Genomic DNA, 19924 nt, shown 5'->3' on the forward strand with positions numbered 1-19924 from the left:
AATAGCAAATTTTATTCCGTATTGCCAATATTATCGACTGGCTGTCCAAATTGTAATATATAACCATTGTTATCATACACTGCAAATTCCCTCATATCCCAGTCAAAAGTCTCAATTTCGTAACAGATTTCAGCTTTTGTTTTAAGGTCTTCCCAAAGATCATCAACGTTATCAACATTGAAATAAAATGATCCTGTAAAGCCTATTCCCTCTTTTTTCTCATGGGCATTCGGCTGGGAAAGCATAATTTGTATGTCATCTTTTCGGATTGAGGCCCACTGCCAGTCATCATTTCTTCCCATTAGGGTAAATCCCAGAATCCGGGTATAAAATCCTATGGTTTCGTCTATATTCTCTGTCCAGAGTACGGGACGGAGTGCTGTAAATGTTGTCATTGCTGAAGGGATTGGAATGTATTTTTACTAATTTTCATATTAACTGAAAGCCATAATTCGTTGTCGATACTTACTTCACTCAGGACATCCGGGTCAATTTCGAAACCAACTTTTTTATAGCATTCTATCGCTCCGGTATTCCAGTCGTATACGTTCAGCTCGGCTGTTTCTCTGTTAAAATGGCTGAAACCATATTGCAGAAGGTTCTGTACAATTTTCTTTCCGTAGCCTTTCCCTCTGTTGTTCTCATCCCAGATCAGGATTCTTCCCAACAGAAAAGTATTTTCTTTGAGAAAAATCTGGGCATGGCCAATTACTTTTTGTTCCGTTTCATCAAAAACCCTGAACATGAATCTGTTTTCATTTTTCAGATCAACCTCCAGCTGTTCTTTTGTCAGAGGAAAATGATAGGCAGGACCGGCAAACTGAAGAAGCATTCTTTTATCTTTTATGGCAGAGATCAATTCCAGACTATCTTCTATGGTAAAAGGCAGCAGCTGTATCATATGATTTATTTTTCCAGATAATTTTTCATGCTTTGTCCGATGATTCCATTCCAGCCTTCTGTAAAGCTTTTGCTAGAGAAGTTTTCACCTAAACTGTCAAAGCTTTCAATATTGTCATGAGTCAAGGTCACCAAAGTTCCGCTGCCTTCCACCTGAAGTTCCCAGGTGACGGTAGTTACAGCATCTGAAAATTCGGGGTATGACCAGGTATGCTTTAATTTCCTGTTGGGAACAATTTCCAGAATACGGCACTGATGATGGTATTTTTTAACTTCACCCGGTTCATAGAAATTAAATTCTTTCCCGGTTTCTAATACAAAATCCCGGATATCAAAATACCAGGATTTCATTTCGTTTTTATCGGTCAATGCGTTCCATACTTTTTCCAGAGGAGCATTTATTTTGTACTGAATAGTGATGGGCTTACTCATATTTTTTATTTTTAAATCAAAAAATATTTAAATACTTGAATTCAATTTTTCAAATACATCTTTTTTCTCCATTTTTAAACGTTTTGATAATTCTGAAATCAACTCGTCTGAAAATTCTATTTTAACGTCTTCCCCACCAAACCTTTCCTGATGCAATTTAAAACTATTAACAGCTTCTTCCAAAGGCTCAGTATCTGCGACTTCAACAATACAATTTTCTATTCCTAAAAAATCTTTAGCAAATGATTTTACTCCTGTTTCAATTATTTCAAGATCAATTCCTTCATCAGGATGCCAAATATCTATGAAACGTGGTTTCACGCCTTTCCCGTTTTTGGGAGCATCATAATTTACTTCCTGAAAGTCTTCATCTTCAGGCTCGTCATAGTAAAACCAATAATGGCAAACATTATCGGATAAATACTCCTGAACTGCATCATAAAATTCTTTTTCATGTTTTTTATTGAGCAATTCATCTAAAGCATTTCTCAGATATCCTTTTGTATTCAAGCAAACTGCTCCAGCTTTTTCACCGGATTCGTAAAACAGTTCCAGATCTTCCCATCCGGCTTTCTCACAAAGCCCATAAATTCCCCACCATAAATTGGAAGATTCTGTTTTTACAATAATTTTTTCTGCTGCCATGTGTTCAAATTATAGTTTATCCATGGGAGAATCCTGTGATCTTCGCTTCATCAAAATCCAGCTGCATTTCAATGGTTCTCATGACATGATCATCAAAAATTTTCTCCTTTTTCATCCTGTGCAGTTCATTTCTCTGTGCCTGGATGATCTGGCGGAGCACATCTTTATTTTCATTGATCGCATTCACGTAATCTCCTGTAGAAGCCATACATTGGGCTTTATCGGCCATCAGCATCATTTCGGTTTCCAGTTTATGTTTCTGGTGGCGTACCAAAGTGTTTTTTTCCGCAAGGTCTGAAAAATCATTTTCCATTTTTTGCAGTGCGGTTTCTTTAAGCTTACGCATCAGGATCACTTCCTGTTTTTCCTCAGGCAAATCGCTTCCGGCATCGTCTATTTTCAACCATTTCAGGATCGGTGTCAGAAGAAGTCCCTGTCCTACCAACGTGATCAATATGATGACGAAAGTTACGAATAAAATGATATTACGATGCGGAAAAGCTTCTCCATTGGGTAAAAAAGCAGGAATAGAAAGCGCTGCCGCCAATGAAACCACTCCTCTCATTGCAGCAAAGCTGATAATGAAGGGTTCCCGCCAGTCGGGTTTCGGAACTTTTAATCTTAATTCTTTTGAGCAAAGCCTTGGAAAATACATTACCGCATAACTATACAATATTCTTGTAAGGATAATAGCACCACCAATCACAACGCTGTAAAAGATCCCTTCCGAAATGGTATAATCTTTCATCGCAGCAACCACTATAGGAAGTTCCAAACCGATCAGAATAAAAATAATGGTATTCATCAGGAATATGAGTACACTCCAAACGTTCCCTGACTGTATCCTTGAGGTATGACTCAGGTAACAATGGGAATTGTATGACATTAAAAGCCCTCCCGCAACTACTGCCAAAACTCCTGAAAAATGGAAATGCTCTGCTCCTACATACATAATGTACGGAACAATTAGTGTAATTACGGTATCAATATTGGAGTTGGAAGGAATAATTCTCAAAAGAGCACCAAATAAAAGCCCTACAGCAACTCCTACAGCTACCCCGCCTACAGCCATCATAAAGAAGTCCTGGACAGCATCCCTCCATATGAACTGGCCCGAAATAACAGCTGCCAAAGCAAATTTGAATACAATTAAACTGGAAGCATCGTTGATGAGACTTTCTCCTTCCAGGATACTGGTGATCTTTTTAGGAATTTTCATGTGCTTCAGTACGGAAGTGGCTGCTACCGCATCAGGCGGAGAATTGACCCCTCCAAGCAGGAAACCCATGGCAACGGTAAGTCCAGGAATAATGGAAGATGAGAGGTAAGCCACCACTATTGAGGTTAGAAACACAAGTCCGAAGGCCATCGAAAAGATCTGTTTTCTCCATTTGTGAAAATCCTGCCATGAAGTGAACCAGGCGGCTTCAAAAAGAATAGGAGGAAGAAAAATAAGGAATACAAGATCCGGCTCTATTTCAATATGCGGCATCCCGGGGATGAGGCTGATGAGAAGGCCCGCAATCACGAGGAAGATGGGGTAAGCTACTTTCAGCTTCTGCCCTATCATCACCAATATCATTACAGATAAAAGGACTGCAATGGATATGATAACATAACTGTGAATCATTTTGATTTGTTTTTTAGTTGTTTTGGTCTGGCTAAACTTAAAGGCGTTAACATTCAGATGAAACTGAACCTTTTACTTTAAAGTACAATATTGTTCTTTGGAGCAATGGCTGGCGGAAGATCGGATTCATCCAGCATATCTCTCATATCAATCTCTATGGTACGGCTGATTTGGGTAATCGGCACATCGTTCGGACTTCCTTCAAAAGGATTTACTGAGGCTTCCCCCACACTGTCGAGGGTATGGAAACACCAGGTTACCATCAGCGAAAACGGAATATTGAACCATATGGTCCAGCCTTCCAAAAGGGTTCCTTCACCCAGTTTATCCAGCTCCTTCAGCAATCCGAAGGGTACGAAAAGGATGAACAGGAGCAAAAGATAGGTGGTAATCGATGAAAAATTTCTCGGGTAAGGAAAGTTCTTGATTCTTTCTGCTTTTCCCTGGTCATCTGTAAATTTTACCAGCTGCTGATTGATCTGCGTCCACTGAAAATCATTGATATCTCCCCTGGCATAGGCTTCGGACAATTCTTTACTCTGGCTTGCCATTAGCTGCGTTGCCCTGTTTTTTTTACTTAAAATATACTGAAGTTCGGTTTCGGAAAGATATTTTTCAAGTTCATCATCCAACTTGGTCAGCCTTTCCGGAATATCGTATTTTTTAGAATATTCATCAAACTGGGCGGTTCCCATATTTTCCCAGGCCCTTGGTTCTCTTAGCTGAAAACGAAGCGCGGTAAGCCATGCATAATGACGGAGAAACATTTCTTTTACCTTTCCGGGATCTTTTGCAGAAAGAGAATCTCTCAACACATACCCGAAACTGCGGCTGTCATTGATAATAGCACCATAGATCTGCCGGGCTTCCCAAAGTCTGCTGTAGCTGGCATTATTTTTAAAACCAACGATAAAAGCGACTGCAGTTCCCAAAATAGCAATGGGCTGCCAGGGAACGGAAAGGAATTTCCAGCCTAAAAAGTACAATACAGTAGGTATTGCTGATAATATCGTCAGAACATAGATACTTCGTCTTGTCCAGGTAGCGAACTCAAGCGCACCAAATCTTTTCCCTGAATGCATATGTGTTTATTTATTTTTTGATCTGTTGATTCTATTATCTAAATTAACAGTTTTTCTTCATCAAGGCATCCATCCGGCAAGGACTGTCAATATTAATTTTTATTAAAAGGAATATTATTATAAAAACCTATCTGGATCTGTCCCCGGTTCCTGTTTTCCTGGATCTGATTCATATATCCGGCTTCTATACGCATATTTTTATTGATAACATATCCTAACGCTCCATATACTCTGTTCCTGTCGAAAACCGGACTGTCAAAATGCAGGAAGATCTCATTATACACTGAAGCATACAATGATTTCGGGAGCATTTCTTTTTGGGTGATCGGGATATTGAGCCCGATCATATACCGGAATCTCATCCTGAAATCATCCTGGAGGAAACGTTCTTCCAAACGGTATCTGTGCTGAAGATTAAAACGTCCGAACTTCTGCTTGGTAATAAACTGCTGGAAAATCCTGTGTTCAATATTCTCTTTTTTCTCTCCGTTCACATACGGCCGGCTCAGAATAAAACCATACCCCAGCAAAATATTATTATTGTTTTCAGTAAGGTCATAACCTATTCCTGTACGAAGCAACAGCTGTTCGAGATCTCCAACGGCATCAAAATTCCGGTACTGGATTTCGTTGTGCCAGTTCAGCTTTTTACTGATCTTGTTGTTTCCGAAATACATATACCATGCTCCCAAATCGTTTTTCTGTGCTAATGCCGTTATGGAACCCAGACTCAATACTGTAAATAACAGTTTCGTAAAGATCTTTCTCATGTTATTCAATTACTATTATCTATCGTACAGAACAAAATTAATAATTTAAATCAATAATAGCAAACAATATTGAATGAGTCCTAATTGAAAGATATTTACTAAAATATTTGAATTAGCCTGGAATCTGCTCTACCAGAATATCATTTCCTTTTGTATCGAAATAGGTACAGGTCATGGCATTCAGATCCATCTCCCAGCCATTCACCCCGTTTTCTGCACAGTCGCTGCAAAATACGGGATAATCTGTACCGCCTTGCTGATGGAGCTTTAATCTTGTTTTAAACTGCTCAAGGTTCAGATCTCCTGCAACAGTAAGATCATCATATTTTTTCCCTGAATTTACAGACTGATGATCTGCATCAAAATATTCCGTATTTCCGTCAGCAACATATACTATGTATTTTGAAACTCCCAAATTTTTCATACCCTGAATATATTGAGGAAAATCTGCCCCGCTTTTCACTTTCTGATGTTCTGCTTTGATTTGTTCGATTGTAAATTTCATCTTTGTTTGTTTTTTTGTAAAAATTTAAGTCTATAACTGAATTCAAATTTAATTTTTTTTAAAGTACAAATGGATCATAAAATAAAAACCGGCAGACATTTCCACCGGTTAGCTTTACCTATATTTTGTATCTAAAGAACTTTTAAGGATGCTGCTGCATTTTCGCCGGATCGTCATAATTTACCATCCAGTTGATCCCGAATTTATCGGTAAACATCCCGAAATAAGCTCCCCAGAAGGTATCTGCCATTGGCATGGTTACCTGTCCGCCGGCTGAAAGACCGTTGAATAATTTTTCCGCTTCTTCTTTGGATTCTGCATTTACAGAAATAGAAAAATTGTTTCCTGCTTTGTAGTTGGAAGCCCATTCACCACCTGTATCGCTTCCCATTAAAACGGTTTCTTTGGAAATAGGAAGGGCAACGTGCATGATCTTGTCTTTATCTTCTTCAGGAGTTTCTTTGCCTTCCATTGGAGGCATTTCCCCAAAAGTTCCGATGTAAGGATATTCTCCTCCGAAAACTGATTTGTAAAAGTCGAATGCTTCTTTGCAGTTTCCATTAAATGTTAAATAAACGTTTACTGATGCCATGATTGTTTTTAAATATTAGTTAAGTTTTAATAAGTTTTTGTTTAAGGTTTTTCAGACAGTTCTTTCAGTCTGGAAAGTCCTTTCTGGTAATCTTTTCCAATAGCATCTTCCATATTCATAAACAGCTTCATTACCGTAAAAGGATAAGGTATTTTTGATGTGAACCCCCAGGTTGCCTTGCTTCCGTTTCCTTCGGGAACAATTTTCACATAAGCATTGGCTTCACTTTCGTAAGGGGTTAAAAATTTAATTTCCGTATCGATTCTTTTACCGGCAGGATCTACTTTTTTCACCTGCTGACAACCTTTTCCGGCAGCATCTTTTTGGCTGTTCCAGCAAACTCTCTCACCAGGCTGCCCGGTTGTTCCGGACCAATCCTTCTTCATTCCCGGGTCCAGGTCGTTCCATGGGCTCCACTGGTCCATAGCTTTTAGTGTATTGGTCTGCTGCCATACTTTTTCCACCGGTGCATTGATTGTTATTGATTTTTCGTAGGCACAGTCTCCTGAAACAAAAGCGGCTATAACCATCCATAAAATCAGGATAGAAGCCAGGACAAGGATAATTCTTCTTAATATTTTCATAATTTGGTTTTTATCTGTGTTGGTCTATTAATATCATGTTTCCATCAGGATCTTTCAGGAAAATATGTTCCGGTCCTGAAGTGGTTTCATCTGCCGTTTTATCAAGCTCCACTCCGTTTTCCTTTAAATGCCTCTGAATATCACGTACATCATCAAAAGTTTCAAGATTTTGTGCGTTTTCATCCCATCCCGGATTGAACGTCAGCATATTTCCATCAAACATAGCCTGAAACAGGCCAATCAAGGTACTTCCGTTCTTCATGATCAGATAATTCTGTTCCATATTCCCGCCCATAGCGGAAAAGCCTAGTTTTTCATAAAAATCCTTAGACTTCTGAAGATCTTTTACACTTAAACTGATTGAAAATACTCCTAATTTCATATGTTGATTTTATTGTTTTTAAAACTCAAATGGAATCGAATGCTATTCCGGATACACAATATATCCAGCCGTCGCGATTTCATATCTTTTTTGTTTTTAAAGCTAATGAACTTCCGGCAAATACAAGGCCCCACACCAGAATGCCTAAGACCCAGAACCAGGCCGGAGTCGGAAGGGAAGCCATCATATAGATCGTTATCAACAGAAAAATAACCCCACAGACAACTGCTGAAGTATGTTTTGCATTGTTGGCAACTTTTGATGCTGTGAATCCTGAAACGAAAGCAGCTAATGCGTATCCGATAATGACAAAGAAGAGTGCCATAAATGGAGCATGGGCAACATATTCCTTCATTGCCGTCATATCCCTGCTTCCGGCTGCTGCAGGAGGCGGATAAAGGTGATGCCCTATTTTCTCAACAAGGGTGATGCAGATGATTCCGGCAATAAGCCCTGCAGGGACGGCCAGTATGCGTCGTAACATAGTTATTGGTTTTTTAAACGGGTCTTGAAGTCCAGCGTTCCGTCATAACTTTTCCAATCACCAATAAGCTCTATATACTGTCCTTCTATTTTTTCAGTTTTCTTATTCCATCGGAAGGTGTAGACAAATTTACCTTTAAAAATACCGGAATGTTTTCCTTTAGGCTCTTCCGCGAGTTCATAATCCCCGAATACTATCCCTTTTCTTTTGGCATCCCTGTATTTCGTGATGGTTATTTTCCCTTCGTATTTTGCATAGTTGTCATCTACAAGAGAATAGCCGGAAATAAAATATTCCTGATCATTTTTTTTATTCTGTTCGGAGATATTGACTTTCAGCTTAAGCTGTTGCCCTTTATCACCTATTGTCCCGGAGTAGGGTTTGCTATTATTCAGCCAGACATTGGAAATATCCGGCATCTGCCCCCATGCAAAATTGCAGGCAAGAATGAGGATCCATAAAAGTTTTTTCATAGTGTGTGATTTTAAACGCCAAACTGGGCAAGGTGATGGTTCAGATGTTTTGCAAACATATTATTCCATTCCTGGGAATTGAGTTTTCCAAAAGAAAATGATTCTTTTCCATCAAAAGCCTCAGGACCCAACTGTTGGGTTTTCTGAATAAAACCGATCAGCCTTTTCTTCTCTTCCTCAAAGTTTTTTCTTCCGGAAATCAGAAACTGCGGAGCTGTAGGGGAATCTCTCGGATATGCTTTTTCACCCACTACTTTTGGTTTCACAAAGGTTTTTAAAATAAATTTTGCAATGGCTCCCGGTTTTTTATGCTTTTCAGGTTCATATACCATTTCATAGGATACGCTGCAATGCGCAAGCATCTGGTCAACCGTCATCTTGCCCCATAAACCGTGGGTATCTTCCACTAATTTATTGATCCTGTCAATATAGTTCTGGGCATCTTTTGCATCAAATACATTTTCCATAATATGTCTAATTATCTGAAAGCAAATATATCAGTTTTTTCTTTTGATTTTAACAGGTCGATGAAAAAAGTGATGACGTGTTTGAGGTAGCGGGATATGGAAATGAGTTACAGGTTTTCAGTTGCGGGATGCGGGTTCAGGATACGAATTGAAATATCAATAAAATTTACTGTTTAACTATTCACCTAATACTCTAATACTCTAATACTCTAATACTCTAATATTTCCTACTCTACAACGTTCTCTGCCTCTCCAGAGCCCGCATTTCTGAAAATAAACCAAAGCTTGATCTTTAATGCAATCCAGCCAATAACAGCATAGATGATAAGCAAAATGCTTAAATGCCTTAAATAAGGATAGGTAAGTTCAACAGAACCTTTTTGTATCAGTAGGATTTTAAAGGCTTGCAGGAAAGGGGTCAGAGGAATAATATTGGCAATAAACTGGACGAAAGCAGGCATAGCGCTTAACGGCCATGTAAATCCACTGATAATGAATGCCGGAGAAGCAATAACCATTAAAATCTGGGTTGCCTTCAATGCATCCGGGATGAGAATACTGATGAAAACACCCAAAAATGATGCAGAACCGACAAATACTGCCGTAAGAAGAATAAAATTGAATATCCCCTCAGGCATCGGAACCCTGAAAATCATATGCATAAAGTAATACACACTAACGATAAGTATGGAAAATACCCAGATAGGAATCACCTTAATGAGCATTGTCGGGAACGCCCATTTTTTCATCTTACCATATTCTTTCACGAAAGACCCTCTTTCGAATTCGGCGGCAAAACTGACAGCCATAGCAAGGAGAATCACCTGTTGCAGAACCACTGCAAGCATAGCCGGCCACATGAAAATAAGATAGTTTCCTGTAGTGTTGAAAAGGGTGATATAATTCGCTTTAAAAGGCTCATATTGTGTAGCGGCTTTTGTTGCGGGCATTCCCGCTTTTTGCAGCGCTTTGATGGATGCTCCGGCCGAGAAGGTTCCTATGGTAAGCTGTAGTGCTTTGGAAGCAAAATTGGCGGTGAGAACATTTCCGGTATTGATGTATACATTGAGTTCAGGATATTTTTTCTGAAGCATTTCTGCTTCAAACCTTGACGGAATAATAACTACCGCTGCAGCTTCATGCCGGATTACCTCATCTTTTATACTGAACGGTTCCTGGACATATTTAATGATGCTGATGCTTTTATTATCATCCAGCATATCGGTCAGCTGGCTGGATAAAGGAGTATTGTCCCGGTCAATAACAAGAACCGGAGTGTTTTCTACTTTTCCGCTTTTATAAACGAAACCCAACAGGGTGGCATAAAATACCGGGGCCAGAAAAAATACGGTCCTTAGGGTAGAATTGCCGATAAAAAGCTTGAATTCTCGTTTTAAAAGCCGGAAAAATTCTTTCATAATTATTTCAGGATAACGTTAGCGTTGACCAATATACTTTTAGCCTTGTTCATGTCTGACGGTTTTACTTTGATCTCGTAAACTGCATCCTGCAGCTGATAATCCGGGTAAGCAGTGGTAATATCCGCATATCTTGTAAGCTGTTTGATGTAAACGATTGTTCCGGTAAGAGTCTCTTTATTATAAACCACCTGCATAGTTACTTCCTGCCCTTTTTTATATTTTGAAATGGCACTTTCGGGAACGGTAAATCTGAAATACGTACTTTCCGGGATATATCCGTTGAACAGAGCAAAACCAGCAGTTGCAAGTTCACCCGTATTCAGGCTGATGGTTTCTATTTCCATATCATTGGTGGCAATAACATATCTTTCGGAATAGGCTACATTAGCCTCCTGAAGAGCACCTTTAGCCTGGGAAGCCTGCCCTGCCGCCATTTCCACTTTTTCGAACCGGGTTCCTCTTTTTACATCATCCAGCTCGGCCACTACCGCATCATACTGTGCTTTTGCTCCCTGAAGTTTGGCATAAACCTCATCGTAGGCCTGCGGAGACATTAAACTGTCACGATACATATTATTGGCTCTTTTAAAGGATTTCTGGGCAAACTCATACTGCTCTTTCAAACCTTTATATTTGGCATTGAGCTGTCTCAACTGATCTGCCGTAGCTCCGTTCTTGGCCATCTGCTCCTGAGCTGTTGCCGCACTCACGGCACCCTGAGCCTGTGCAATTTTTGCTGAAACTTCAGGTACGTCCAGTAATGCCAGCGTATCTCCTTTTTTTACGGTCTGGCCTTCGGATACATATATTTTTAAAATTCTTCCGGTTACCTTGGGTGCAAAAGAAATTACATCTTTTTTAGTTTTACCTTCGGAATCGTTAAGGTTTTCTTTTTTTTCACTGCAGCTCCCTACTAGAAAAAGAACAGCAAAGACTATGAATATATTTTTATGCATCATTTTAATGGTAGGATTAATAAAGTTTGGTAATATCAAGTTCCTGAGTCGATCTCATAAGCTCTATTCCTGCCCTTCTCTGGTTAAAAAGGGCATTCTGGTATTCCAGCTCAGCAAGCTCCAGGTCGTTTTCAGCATCAATCAGCTGTGAGGATTTGCTCATCCCGTATCTGAATTCTTTTTCAGCCTGAATCAGAGCATTTTTAGCGAGCTCTTTTTCTTTGGCTTTTAAATTGATCTGAGCGGTAGCGATATCATAATTGGTCTGGTTATTGGCCAGATTTAAAGTCAGTTTTTTAAGAGCATCTTCTTTTTTGTTCTGAAGGACTTCCTTTCCTACTTTTGCAGTTTCTTCGGCATGTTTTCCTTCTTTTCCGTCAAAGATTTCCCATTTAAAACCAACGCCGGCAGTCAACAGGGGAAGAATGTTAATATTCGTAGGTTTCCAGTCAAGCTTTGCACCTTCATAGCCCAACGCCGGAACTGCAGGGATTACATTTTCCGAAGTTTTGATACGACTTCCGTAAAGTCCGATATAATATGCTGAGGCCATCAGCTGTACTTTGGGGATCATCCAGGTTTTTTCTGCTTTTATTTTGTAGTCTGCAGCTGTTATTCCATGTTCTAATGCCCGCACCTCAGCCCTCTCCTCTATTCCTTTTTGTGAGGATAAAAGTTCTACGGGCGAAAGTACCGGGTCGATCAATCTGAGGCGTTCTTTACTGATTCCGGTCAGGACATAAAGCTGGGTAAGAAGAAGTTCTTTTTTCCCTTCATATTCTACCATTTTAGCATCAAGAGTAGCTTGTGCCAGTTCTATTTTCTTATGGTCATATGGAGTGATCAGACCGTAGCCTAAGGCTTTGTCCGCTGTTTTCCTGTTGATATCAAGTCTTTTTTTACTTTCATCGAGTACTTTTTTAGACTGATGGATAAGAGCCAGCTGATCATATGCTTTGGAAATATTGGCTACTACATCATCTTTTGTTTTTTCAAGGAGAATATCTTCAGAAATTTTCTTTTCCTCGTTGGCTTTTTTCAGGTACTTTACTTTTCCGCCTGAATAGAGAAGCATTTTGGCATCTGCTTTAGCAATTCCAGAAAAGCCGGAAACATTAAGATTGTTGTTAAAACTTCCCTGGGGAATATTGATAAAAGGAGCCAGATTAATTTCCGGTGACGTCAGCCTTGCAGTAGCATTCAGATATCCGACTTGGCCGCTTACTTCCAGCGTAGGAAGAAAGATATCTTTCAGTTTATGTTCATCAAGGTCTGTAAGCTTGTTCTGGGTAATCTGCATTTTAAGATCGGAATCCCGGACCATGGCACTGTCTAAAAGTTCTTTAAAGTCCGGCGCAGACTGTGCCCGGCAGAAAGCAGGGAAAGCCAAAAAACTAAACGCAAAAATCAATAAATTGTTTTTCATGGCTTATGTTTATAACAAATATAATGCAAAAATCCGTTAAATCCACGAAGATAATTCATCAATATGGTGAATTTAAATTAAGTTTAAAAAGTGTTTAGTTTTAATCCTCTATTTGTGATAAGGATAGAAGATCTGTTTAAGGTTAATTTGAAATTCGTTTTAAATGAAAAAAAATTAAATTATTGTCTATTCATCGTTGTTTCCAAATATATTACACCTTTACTTAAACCATTAAAAGTAGTAAAGTTTAAGGCTTAATTAAGTTAAAGTCTAGATTTTAAGTAAAACAATGAATAATTATATTTTCCAAAAGATCTGCGTCATCTGCTAAATCTGCGAGAGTTATTTTTTCTTTCTCTCGCAGATTTAGCAGATGGCGCAGATTTTATTTTAATGATTTAAATTATAATTTTTTGACAGGGATATGTACTAAAGTTTTACATCTCAATACCCTTGTTCACATAGGTTTTAGCAAACAACAACTCCCCACAAAATGTGAGGAGCTGTTATTCAAAATTGTATTGTATCGGCTTATTTCTGAACCGCTGATTTCATTTTAGCATCAGGACGCAAAATTCTGTAACGTACTTCAAGGTCTTTTGGTACATAGAAAACCAAAGGAAGTTTGCTGTTGTATCTTACGATCTCCGGTTTAAGGGTTACAAATTTCTTGGTCTTCTTCTGATCCGGGCAGGCCATTAATGTACCTCCCGCTTCACCATTGGATTCTACTTCATAATAGTTGTAGCCCCATCCCTGAAGATCCTGGGTTTTTATGTCTCCCATCAGGAAATATTTGTTACAGTCCAGCATTTTTTCAGCACCTACAAAAAACTCAACTTTTAGGTCGTTTTCATTTTTTGCAACAGGCAACTGAATATATACCTGCTTGAATCCTTCTTTTGCTTTTGGGAACATTTCAATCTGTAATTTTTCAAATTTCTCTGCTTTCTTTTGAGCGAAAGCATTTACTCCTGCCAACATTACCAATCCTGTAATTAATGTCTTTGAAAATTTCATTTTGTTTTTTTTAAAAATTTCTGTTGTACTTTCAAAAACCATTCCAAAGTTAAACAAATGTTTAGTTTTATATGTAAATAATTCTCCGCCCGGATACAAATTTTCCTTTAAAATTAGTAAAAACAGGAAATTACATCGACACTATTGAGCTGAAAACGGAACAAAAAAAACTGCAGTAAAAAGCTACTGCAGTTTTTTTGTTTACTTATAGGTTTACTCTGAAATTGTTACTTTGGTTCCTTTTGTATGAGCATTCATTTGCGGTGCATAATAATTCTGCATCGTTGTGATACCGTTGGAGAAATTACCTGCTGCATTGGAAACAAGATCATATTCAAAAACATATTTTCCTTTCGGCATGTACTGAATATAGAAATTGGTGGATGCATCCTTGGTAGACTGGTAATAACCCAGACTGTTTTTCCACTGGTAGCCGGATAGCGCATCCAGCGGTTCAAATCCTGCCGCACGCATATCTTTAATGTGAATGAATTCCATAGCCCTGTCTGTATTCAGGATCATTCTTACGGTTACTTTATCTCCTATTTTCAATGGAGTATCGGATGAAGTTTTCTGAAGTTCTTCGCCATTTACCGTTTTCACTTTTTTGTAAAGTTCTTTGGTGATGGAAATATAGTTTTCAGAAGATTTTATTTTATCCAGATCTTCATAATACTGCCAGAACAATCCTCCCTGAACAATTCCCGGTCCCGGCTTGGTAACGGTAACTGTTCCAAGGTTTTTATCTATAACATCTGTTTTAACTGCCGATTTCACATAGCCGGTTGCCTGGGTTTGCGGTGCTAATTCTTTTCCGCCCCAAACAATTGTTGCCTTATCGCTTTCAGCGCTTGTCCAAGATTTTCCTGAATTTAAAATCGTAAAAATCACTTCGGAAGTTCCTCTTGAGCTTCCCCAGGAATTGACTTCTTTCTGGGTAACCAGCCAGATCTTCATGTCTTCAATCATTTTCTGATCGTTTGGTTTCAGTTTGTTGAATGCTTCCAAAGCTCCGGCATGATTCACTACTTTGGAACCGAACCATCCCCAGTCATTCAGGTTCTGTTTCCAGTAAACACCCTGAGTTTTTGTATCGGTAGACGTTTCTTTCAGGTAGTTCATTAATTTATCCGAAACATCTTTTACCCCGTAATCATTCATCAGCAAAGCAGCACGGTGAAGTCCGAAGAATGTGAAATCTGTGATTTTTGCTGTTTTAGCTTTTTGTTTTACCATAGATTTCAATGATGCTCCTTTTCCTTTTAACGGATATTGGCTTTCCCAATAGTTTCTGGTATCAAGGTAATCTATTGCCCAGTTGGTCCATACGTTTTCTTTCTTCACATCCCAATACTTATCAATTTCATTATCCACGTACTGAACTAATTTTCCTACCAGCTCTTTCTGCTCAGGGCTTTGGTAATCTTTCGCACTATCTTTTAGCCATGTATTGATTTTGCCTAAGTTTTTAAGGATGTACAATGAGGTTCCGTAAGAACTTGTATATCCCGGATACCATGAGAATCCTCCATCAGGGTTCTGAAGCTTCTTAAGATCGTCCCAATCCTGGTTAATTGAATTTTTCATCGTATTGGCATCAAATAACAGAGCCAGTTTCTGCATCTGTTCTTCTTCGTTTTTACTTTCCAGTACCCAAGGGGTTTCTTCCAGCAGGAGCTGTTTCAGTTCCTGATTTTTCTCAAGGTTTGAATTCAATAATCCTTTATTCTGATATTCTTCAAAAACGGCTTTCATTTTCGGATTGGCCTTGAATATTTCGGAAGCCAGTACATCTGCAAACCATTTATTGAAAATCACATCAGCAGAACTGTTCTGATCATTTTTCAGACTTGGTAATGCAAACATGATCTCCCAGATCGGATTCGTGGTCAGTTCCAGTGTATTGGAAACATTGGTGATCGTATTGGAATTTGCATTTTTAAGGTTATCCAAAACAAATGTTTTGGTTTCACCTTCTTTTACAAATACCGGTACTGCATCTGTCACCAGCATCCTGTTAGGAAGTACGGCAACAGCTTGCTGCTCACCGTCGGAATAGGCTCCGGCTTTCGCCACTACCTTCAAAATAATGGAAGACACATTATTCGGAACTTTCAGTTTCCAGGTTAATGCGCTGTTTCCTTTTCCATCTATATTAAAGTTCTGTGATCCTCCACTGATTCCGAATTGGGAAGAGATATTTTCATTGGTGAAGGCATCCAGAATCTGAAGCTCAGCTGAACCACTCAGTTTTTTATCACTCAGATTGGATAATTTGGATTGAAGATTCAGTTCATCACCTTCTCTTAAAAATCTTGGATAATTTGGTGTTACCGAGAATTCTTTCTGCGTAACTACCTGTTTTTCCAATGTTGCTGCCCTGGCATCTTTAGTATGGGCCAGGAACATCAGTTTCCATTTCGTTAATGCTTCCGGAGAGGTGAATTCGAAGTTTACGTTTCCTTCTGCATCGGTTTTCAGATCCGGGTAGAAAAATGCGGTTTCATTCAGGTTCTGACGTACGGGAACTTTTTCAAGGTTGTCAACTATTGCCGGTGAATTATCTGAATATCCAGCTGCGTCAGCTTCTTGTTCACTTACTTTTGCTGCTGAAGCCATCTTGGATTTTCTAGCATACCCTGTCATAACAACTTCTTCTGCCATAGCTTCCTTTGCTACAGCAGCAGGAGCCGGCATTGCTACATTATTAACCTGTAATCCTGAAACTCTTCCTCTTAAACCATAACTGTCGAAATCGCCATCGAACCAATTAAAGTTAGGCACTTCTACATATTTTCCATTGTAGTACTTTAATCTCTTCTGATAGTATTGCTGCTGCAGATATTGTCTCATATCATAAGACGTCACTATAGAATATGGCTGATATAAATTCTGCCAGGCGAAAGTGTTTGCCGCAAACTGATCCAGTGACATATCATACATATTGGCCAGCACTTCGGCATTTATTTTCTCTTTGTCATTTCCTGATACTTTTACCGTCCATTTTTCTTTTGAATTCGGTTCCAACTTGTCTCTGAAAGTAACGGTTTCTATTTTTAAAGGCTGTTCACTGTCTTTTATTTTCAAAGTAACAGATTGAGTCTGCACATCATTAAATGCAGCAACCTGGAATTGGATATTCAATGCTGCCACACTTTTGTCTTTCGGGATATCTGTGGTATATTCCAAAACTCCTTTTTTCAGCTGGTGCACTTCTGAAACCGTTTTTCCTGAACCATCCTGAACAAATACATTGACAAGAGCATCCGGAACTGCTGAATACACATATACCTTAGCTTTCTCTCCTCTTGAGAATTCATTTTTAGGTTCAATAACCGTTAAAAAGGTCTTTTGTGAAGGTTTTAAAGATCCTTTATCCCAAACACTGAAATTCTGTGAAGTTTTGATGGTGTCTTTCCCTTCAATATTATACAGTTCAAGCTGATAATCGCCGGCTTCAAGTTTTCCTAAATCCAATTCGGCAGCCGGCTGCTGGATTTTATCTGAAATTACTTTTTCTGCTCTCCAGTTTTTGGCTTCATCGTTTTTATCAAACAAATCATGCGGGAATTTGCTGATAAATTCTTCTTTGGAATATTTCGGCTGATCCTGAACTTCCTGTGCAAAATTGTCCCTGAAAATCCTGTTTGGGGAATTCAGTTTTGACAATTTGACTTTGTAAGGCTTTTTAAGATCCTGCTCGTTATAATTTAAGGTTTTAACCTTTAATTTTACATTTTCATCACTGAAAGTATTCTTGATTCCGTCCGCTTTAATATAATGAGAAACAGAAGCTACTTTCAACTGGGTCTCTGCAGACTGTGTTTCGCCATTGATATCGGTTACGGAAGCATTGATTTCATAATTATCGATCTGAATTCCATCGAGCTTTTCATCTTTTTTAAGATCAAGGCGGATTACGAATTCTCCTTTTTCATTGGTTTTAGCTTCACCAAGAATAGAGTTTTCATTGTCATTATCACGTGGATACCACCAGAAATATCTCCATCTGATATTGTGCTTTTTAATCTCATAATTAACTGTCGTATTGCTTAAAGCCACCCCTGAAAACATCATTGCCTTTCCTTTCAGTTCAATGGTCTGTCCGTATTTGTATTCGTCTTTTACAGGATCAAAAGTGACTTCAAATTTCGGTCTTTTATATTCTTCAACCCTGATATCTTTATATCCCTCGGTACCTTCATCGGTCCTTAAATAAAAGACTCCGTTCAGCTGACCCTTCGGAAGGATAAAGCTTCCGTGATATGAACCGAATTCATTGGTTGTAAAGTTTTGAGAGGATATTTCCTGACTGTTGGCGTCCAGAAGGGTAATCTTCTGCTTTACACCTGAAGTAACGGCTTCTGTTTCTTTATCGATTTTCGTATTGATAACTTTGAAATAAACAGTCTGGCCCGGTCTGTAGATGGCTCTGTCCGTAAAGATCTGGGCCATGGTGCGGGTTTGTTTATTGGGATTGTAATCTTCTGCATTCCCATCATTTCCATAAACCTGCATGATCTGGAAATCATTGGTTTTGGACTGGCGGATCAGGAAGGTTCTGTAATATTCCTTGCTGTCTGTGGAAGGGAATTTAAAAATACCGTTCGCGTCGGTTTTACTGTCAATTTCATTTAATGTATTGTTGGCAACAAATTCGTAGAAAGTAAGATTTTCATTGGCCGCCGGCTTCCCGTTTTCGCTGTTTACAAGCTTCATTACATTGGAAAGCTGGTTTCTGTCGGTTTTGGTTTGGTAAATTACTCTGTTTCCGGAAACCAAAAAGTAAAAATTCTGTTTTGTATTGCCATCATTAGCTTCCGCTCCTGCAACGGAATATTCAGCTACATAAACACCTGATGGAAGGGGTTTAATTTCCAACGAGGTTTTATGCACCTGATAATCTTTGGAATCTCCAAACTGGAATGTTTCTTTTCTTACAAGATTTTTTTTAACTTTTCCAAAGGTATTGCTGTAAGAATTCTTTATATACTGCATTAATGTTGTAAAATCTTCTTTTACTTCATAAATGTTCAGAGAAAATTCCGTCACGTTCTTATGGTCTGCCACCAGATGAATAGGGAGATTATTCTGGGTTTGCTGCTCATATTTAAGGGTAAGAAACGGATTCGTGATCTGGTTTTCTTTATTTTTTATGTTTTCGATGAAGGGAGATTTGGGGTACTGCTTTTTCGCCTGATCAGCAATAGCCAAAGCTTCATTTTCTTTCTTTTTAGCCAAAAGCTCACTCATGATATCTTCCATGATGATTACCTTGTAGTCTCCTTCGGTATCGGTCTTTAGAAGGTTTTGCAGTTGTTCAAGCCTATCTTTGCAGTGGTTGTAATTACAGTTTTCCGTCAGCTTTTCTTTCATGAAATAAAGCTTAGGATTGCCGCTGTTTTGGGCAATAAGTTCATCAAAGATGGCATTGATCTGTATTCTGTTCTCGGTTAGCTCATTTTTTGTAAAGAGCCCGTTTTCAGAAAGAAAGCTGATTTTCTTTATGGAATACCAGTCATATACGGTTGGAAAAAAAGCAATATCCTTTATTTCAGTAAAAATGTCTTTATACTTTACAAGGGAAATTTTCTTCATTGCTTCCTTTTGCTGGTCAAGCTCCTGATAGTTTTTCTTCAGATAGTTTTTAAAATCAAGCTTACTCCAGGTTTCGATCTGTGAAATATCCTGCGAATTGATATTGGTTCTGCTTTCTATTTCCCATGAATTCTGGTTATAATAATCCATAAAAAATTCGTTCAAAAGAACAGCGTATACCAGCTTTTCTTCTCCTTTCAGCTGGGCATCTGCCTGCTGGAGCTTTTTAAAAAATCTGGAGACAGAATCATTCTTATCATCATCCTGCGTCTGGTTTACAATACTGAATTCTGCTTTCAGAGAACGGATGAGCTGAATCGCATTATTTTCTTTCATAGCATGGTTTTGTATGTCTAAAATGATGGGAAGATTAGATTTATAAGCACCTTTCGTACTGTTCTCTGTCACTTTTTTCCACTGGTCGTCGTAGTATTTCTGCGCCGAAACAGCGGAAAAGCTCAGCATTAAAAGCAAAAGCATAAAAATCTTGGAAAATCTTTTCATATATGTTATTTTTGATAAATGAATTTCTTAAAAATACTGAAAAAAACCGTTAT

General features: G+C 38.6%; 19 protein-coding genes. All 19 read right to left on the reverse strand.

Annotation, left to right across the window (positions count from 1 at the left end):
* Nucleotides 1–11: 11 nt before the first annotated feature.
* Entirely contained in the window at nucleotides 12–395 is a 384-nt protein-coding gene (locus BUB03_RS02115; RefSeq protein WP_073059915.1) for a bleomycin resistance protein, read from the reverse strand.
* Complete coding sequence (locus BUB03_RS02120; RefSeq protein ID WP_073059917.1) at nucleotides 392–901, reverse strand: GNAT family N-acetyltransferase; 510 nt, start codon at nucleotides 899–901, stop codon at nucleotides 392–394. The genes BUB03_RS02115 and BUB03_RS02120 overlap by 4 nt, the downstream gene beginning before the upstream one ends.
* A 5-nt stretch (nucleotides 902–906) precedes the next feature.
* The gene (locus BUB03_RS02125) at nucleotides 907–1332 is read right to left on the reverse strand and encodes an SRPBCC family protein (RefSeq protein ID WP_073059919.1); all 426 of its coding nucleotides are present in this window, start codon (nucleotides 1330–1332) and stop codon (nucleotides 907–909) included.
* A gap of 27 nt (nucleotides 1333–1359) precedes the next feature.
* Nucleotides 1360–1977 carry a hypothetical protein gene (locus BUB03_RS02130; protein ID WP_073059921.1) on the reverse strand — a complete coding sequence of 206 codons (618 nt, stop codon included), beginning with the start codon at nucleotides 1975–1977 and terminating at the stop codon, nucleotides 1360–1362.
* 16 nt (nucleotides 1978–1993) lie between these two features.
* Nucleotides 1994–3607, reverse strand: a complete 1614-nt coding sequence (locus BUB03_RS02135; protein ID WP_040994322.1) for a Na+/H+ antiporter — start codon at nucleotides 3605–3607, stop codon at nucleotides 1994–1996.
* Between the two features lie 77 nt (nucleotides 3608–3684).
* A complete protein-coding gene (locus BUB03_RS02140; protein ID WP_073059923.1) occupies nucleotides 3685–4689 on the reverse strand; it encodes a bestrophin family protein in 1005 nt (334 codons plus the stop codon).
* A 92-nt stretch (nucleotides 4690–4781) separates the two neighbouring features.
* Nucleotides 4782–5459: a DUF2490 domain-containing protein gene (locus tag BUB03_RS02145; protein WP_073059924.1), complete on the reverse strand. Its 678-nt coding sequence runs from the start codon at nucleotides 5457–5459 to the stop codon at nucleotides 4782–4784.
* 112 nt (nucleotides 5460–5571) lie between these two features.
* The gene (locus BUB03_RS02150; protein ID WP_073059926.1) at nucleotides 5572–5964 is read right to left on the reverse strand and encodes a DUF1398 domain-containing protein; all 393 of its coding nucleotides are present in this window, start codon (nucleotides 5962–5964) and stop codon (nucleotides 5572–5574) included.
* 142 nt (nucleotides 5965–6106) lie between these two features.
* Nucleotides 6107–6556 carry a VOC family protein gene (locus BUB03_RS02155; RefSeq protein ID WP_040994314.1) on the reverse strand — a complete coding sequence of 150 codons (450 nt, stop codon included), beginning with the start codon at nucleotides 6554–6556 and terminating at the stop codon, nucleotides 6107–6109.
* Nucleotides 6557–6597: 41 nt separating this feature from the next.
* Nucleotides 6598–7140 (reverse strand): SRPBCC family protein, encoded by a 543-nt coding sequence (locus BUB03_RS02160; protein WP_073059927.1) that lies wholly within the window; start codon nucleotides 7138–7140, stop codon nucleotides 6598–6600.
* Nucleotides 7141–7150: 10 nt separating this feature from the next.
* Complete coding sequence (locus tag BUB03_RS02165; protein WP_073059929.1) at nucleotides 7151–7522, reverse strand: VOC family protein; 372 nt, start codon at nucleotides 7520–7522, stop codon at nucleotides 7151–7153.
* A gap of 79 nt (nucleotides 7523–7601) precedes the next feature.
* Nucleotides 7602–8006: a hypothetical protein gene (locus tag BUB03_RS02170; protein WP_073059931.1), complete on the reverse strand. Its 405-nt coding sequence runs from the start codon at nucleotides 8004–8006 to the stop codon at nucleotides 7602–7604.
* Nucleotides 8007–8008: 2 nt separating this feature from the next.
* Nucleotides 8009–8479, reverse strand: a complete 471-nt coding sequence (locus BUB03_RS02175) for a hypothetical protein (RefSeq protein ID WP_073059933.1) — start codon at nucleotides 8477–8479, stop codon at nucleotides 8009–8011.
* An 11-nt stretch (nucleotides 8480–8490) separates the two neighbouring features.
* On the reverse strand, nucleotides 8491–8946 hold the full coding sequence (locus BUB03_RS02180; RefSeq protein WP_040994307.1) for a DUF1569 domain-containing protein: 456 nt from the start codon (nucleotides 8944–8946) through the stop codon (nucleotides 8491–8493).
* A gap of 227 nt (nucleotides 8947–9173) precedes the next feature.
* Nucleotides 9174–10364, reverse strand: coding sequence for an ABC transporter permease (locus tag BUB03_RS02185; RefSeq protein ID WP_073059935.1), 1191 nt, complete (start codon nucleotides 10362–10364; stop codon nucleotides 9174–9176).
* A 2-nt stretch (nucleotides 10365–10366) separates the two neighbouring features.
* Nucleotides 10367–11323, reverse strand: a complete 957-nt coding sequence (locus BUB03_RS02190; protein WP_073061269.1) for an HlyD family secretion protein — start codon at nucleotides 11321–11323, stop codon at nucleotides 10367–10369.
* Nucleotides 11324–11339: 16 nt separating this feature from the next.
* Entirely contained in the window at nucleotides 11340–12749 is a 1410-nt protein-coding gene (locus BUB03_RS02195) for a TolC family protein (protein ID WP_073059937.1), read from the reverse strand.
* Between the two features lie 531 nt (nucleotides 12750–13280).
* On the reverse strand, nucleotides 13281–13769 hold the full coding sequence (eco, locus tag BUB03_RS02200; RefSeq protein ID WP_073061272.1) for a serine protease inhibitor ecotin: 489 nt from the start codon (nucleotides 13767–13769) through the stop codon (nucleotides 13281–13283).
* 213 nt (nucleotides 13770–13982) lie between these two features.
* Nucleotides 13983–19871, reverse strand: coding sequence for an alpha-2-macroglobulin family protein (locus tag BUB03_RS02205; protein WP_073059939.1), 5889 nt, complete (start codon nucleotides 19869–19871; stop codon nucleotides 13983–13985).
* Between the last annotated feature and the right edge of the window lie 53 nt (nucleotides 19872–19924).

Origin of the sequence: Chryseobacterium oranimense (assembly GCF_900129755.1) — a bacterium.
Taxonomy (GTDB): domain Bacteria; phylum Bacteroidota; class Bacteroidia; order Flavobacteriales; family Weeksellaceae; genus Chryseobacterium; species Chryseobacterium oranimense.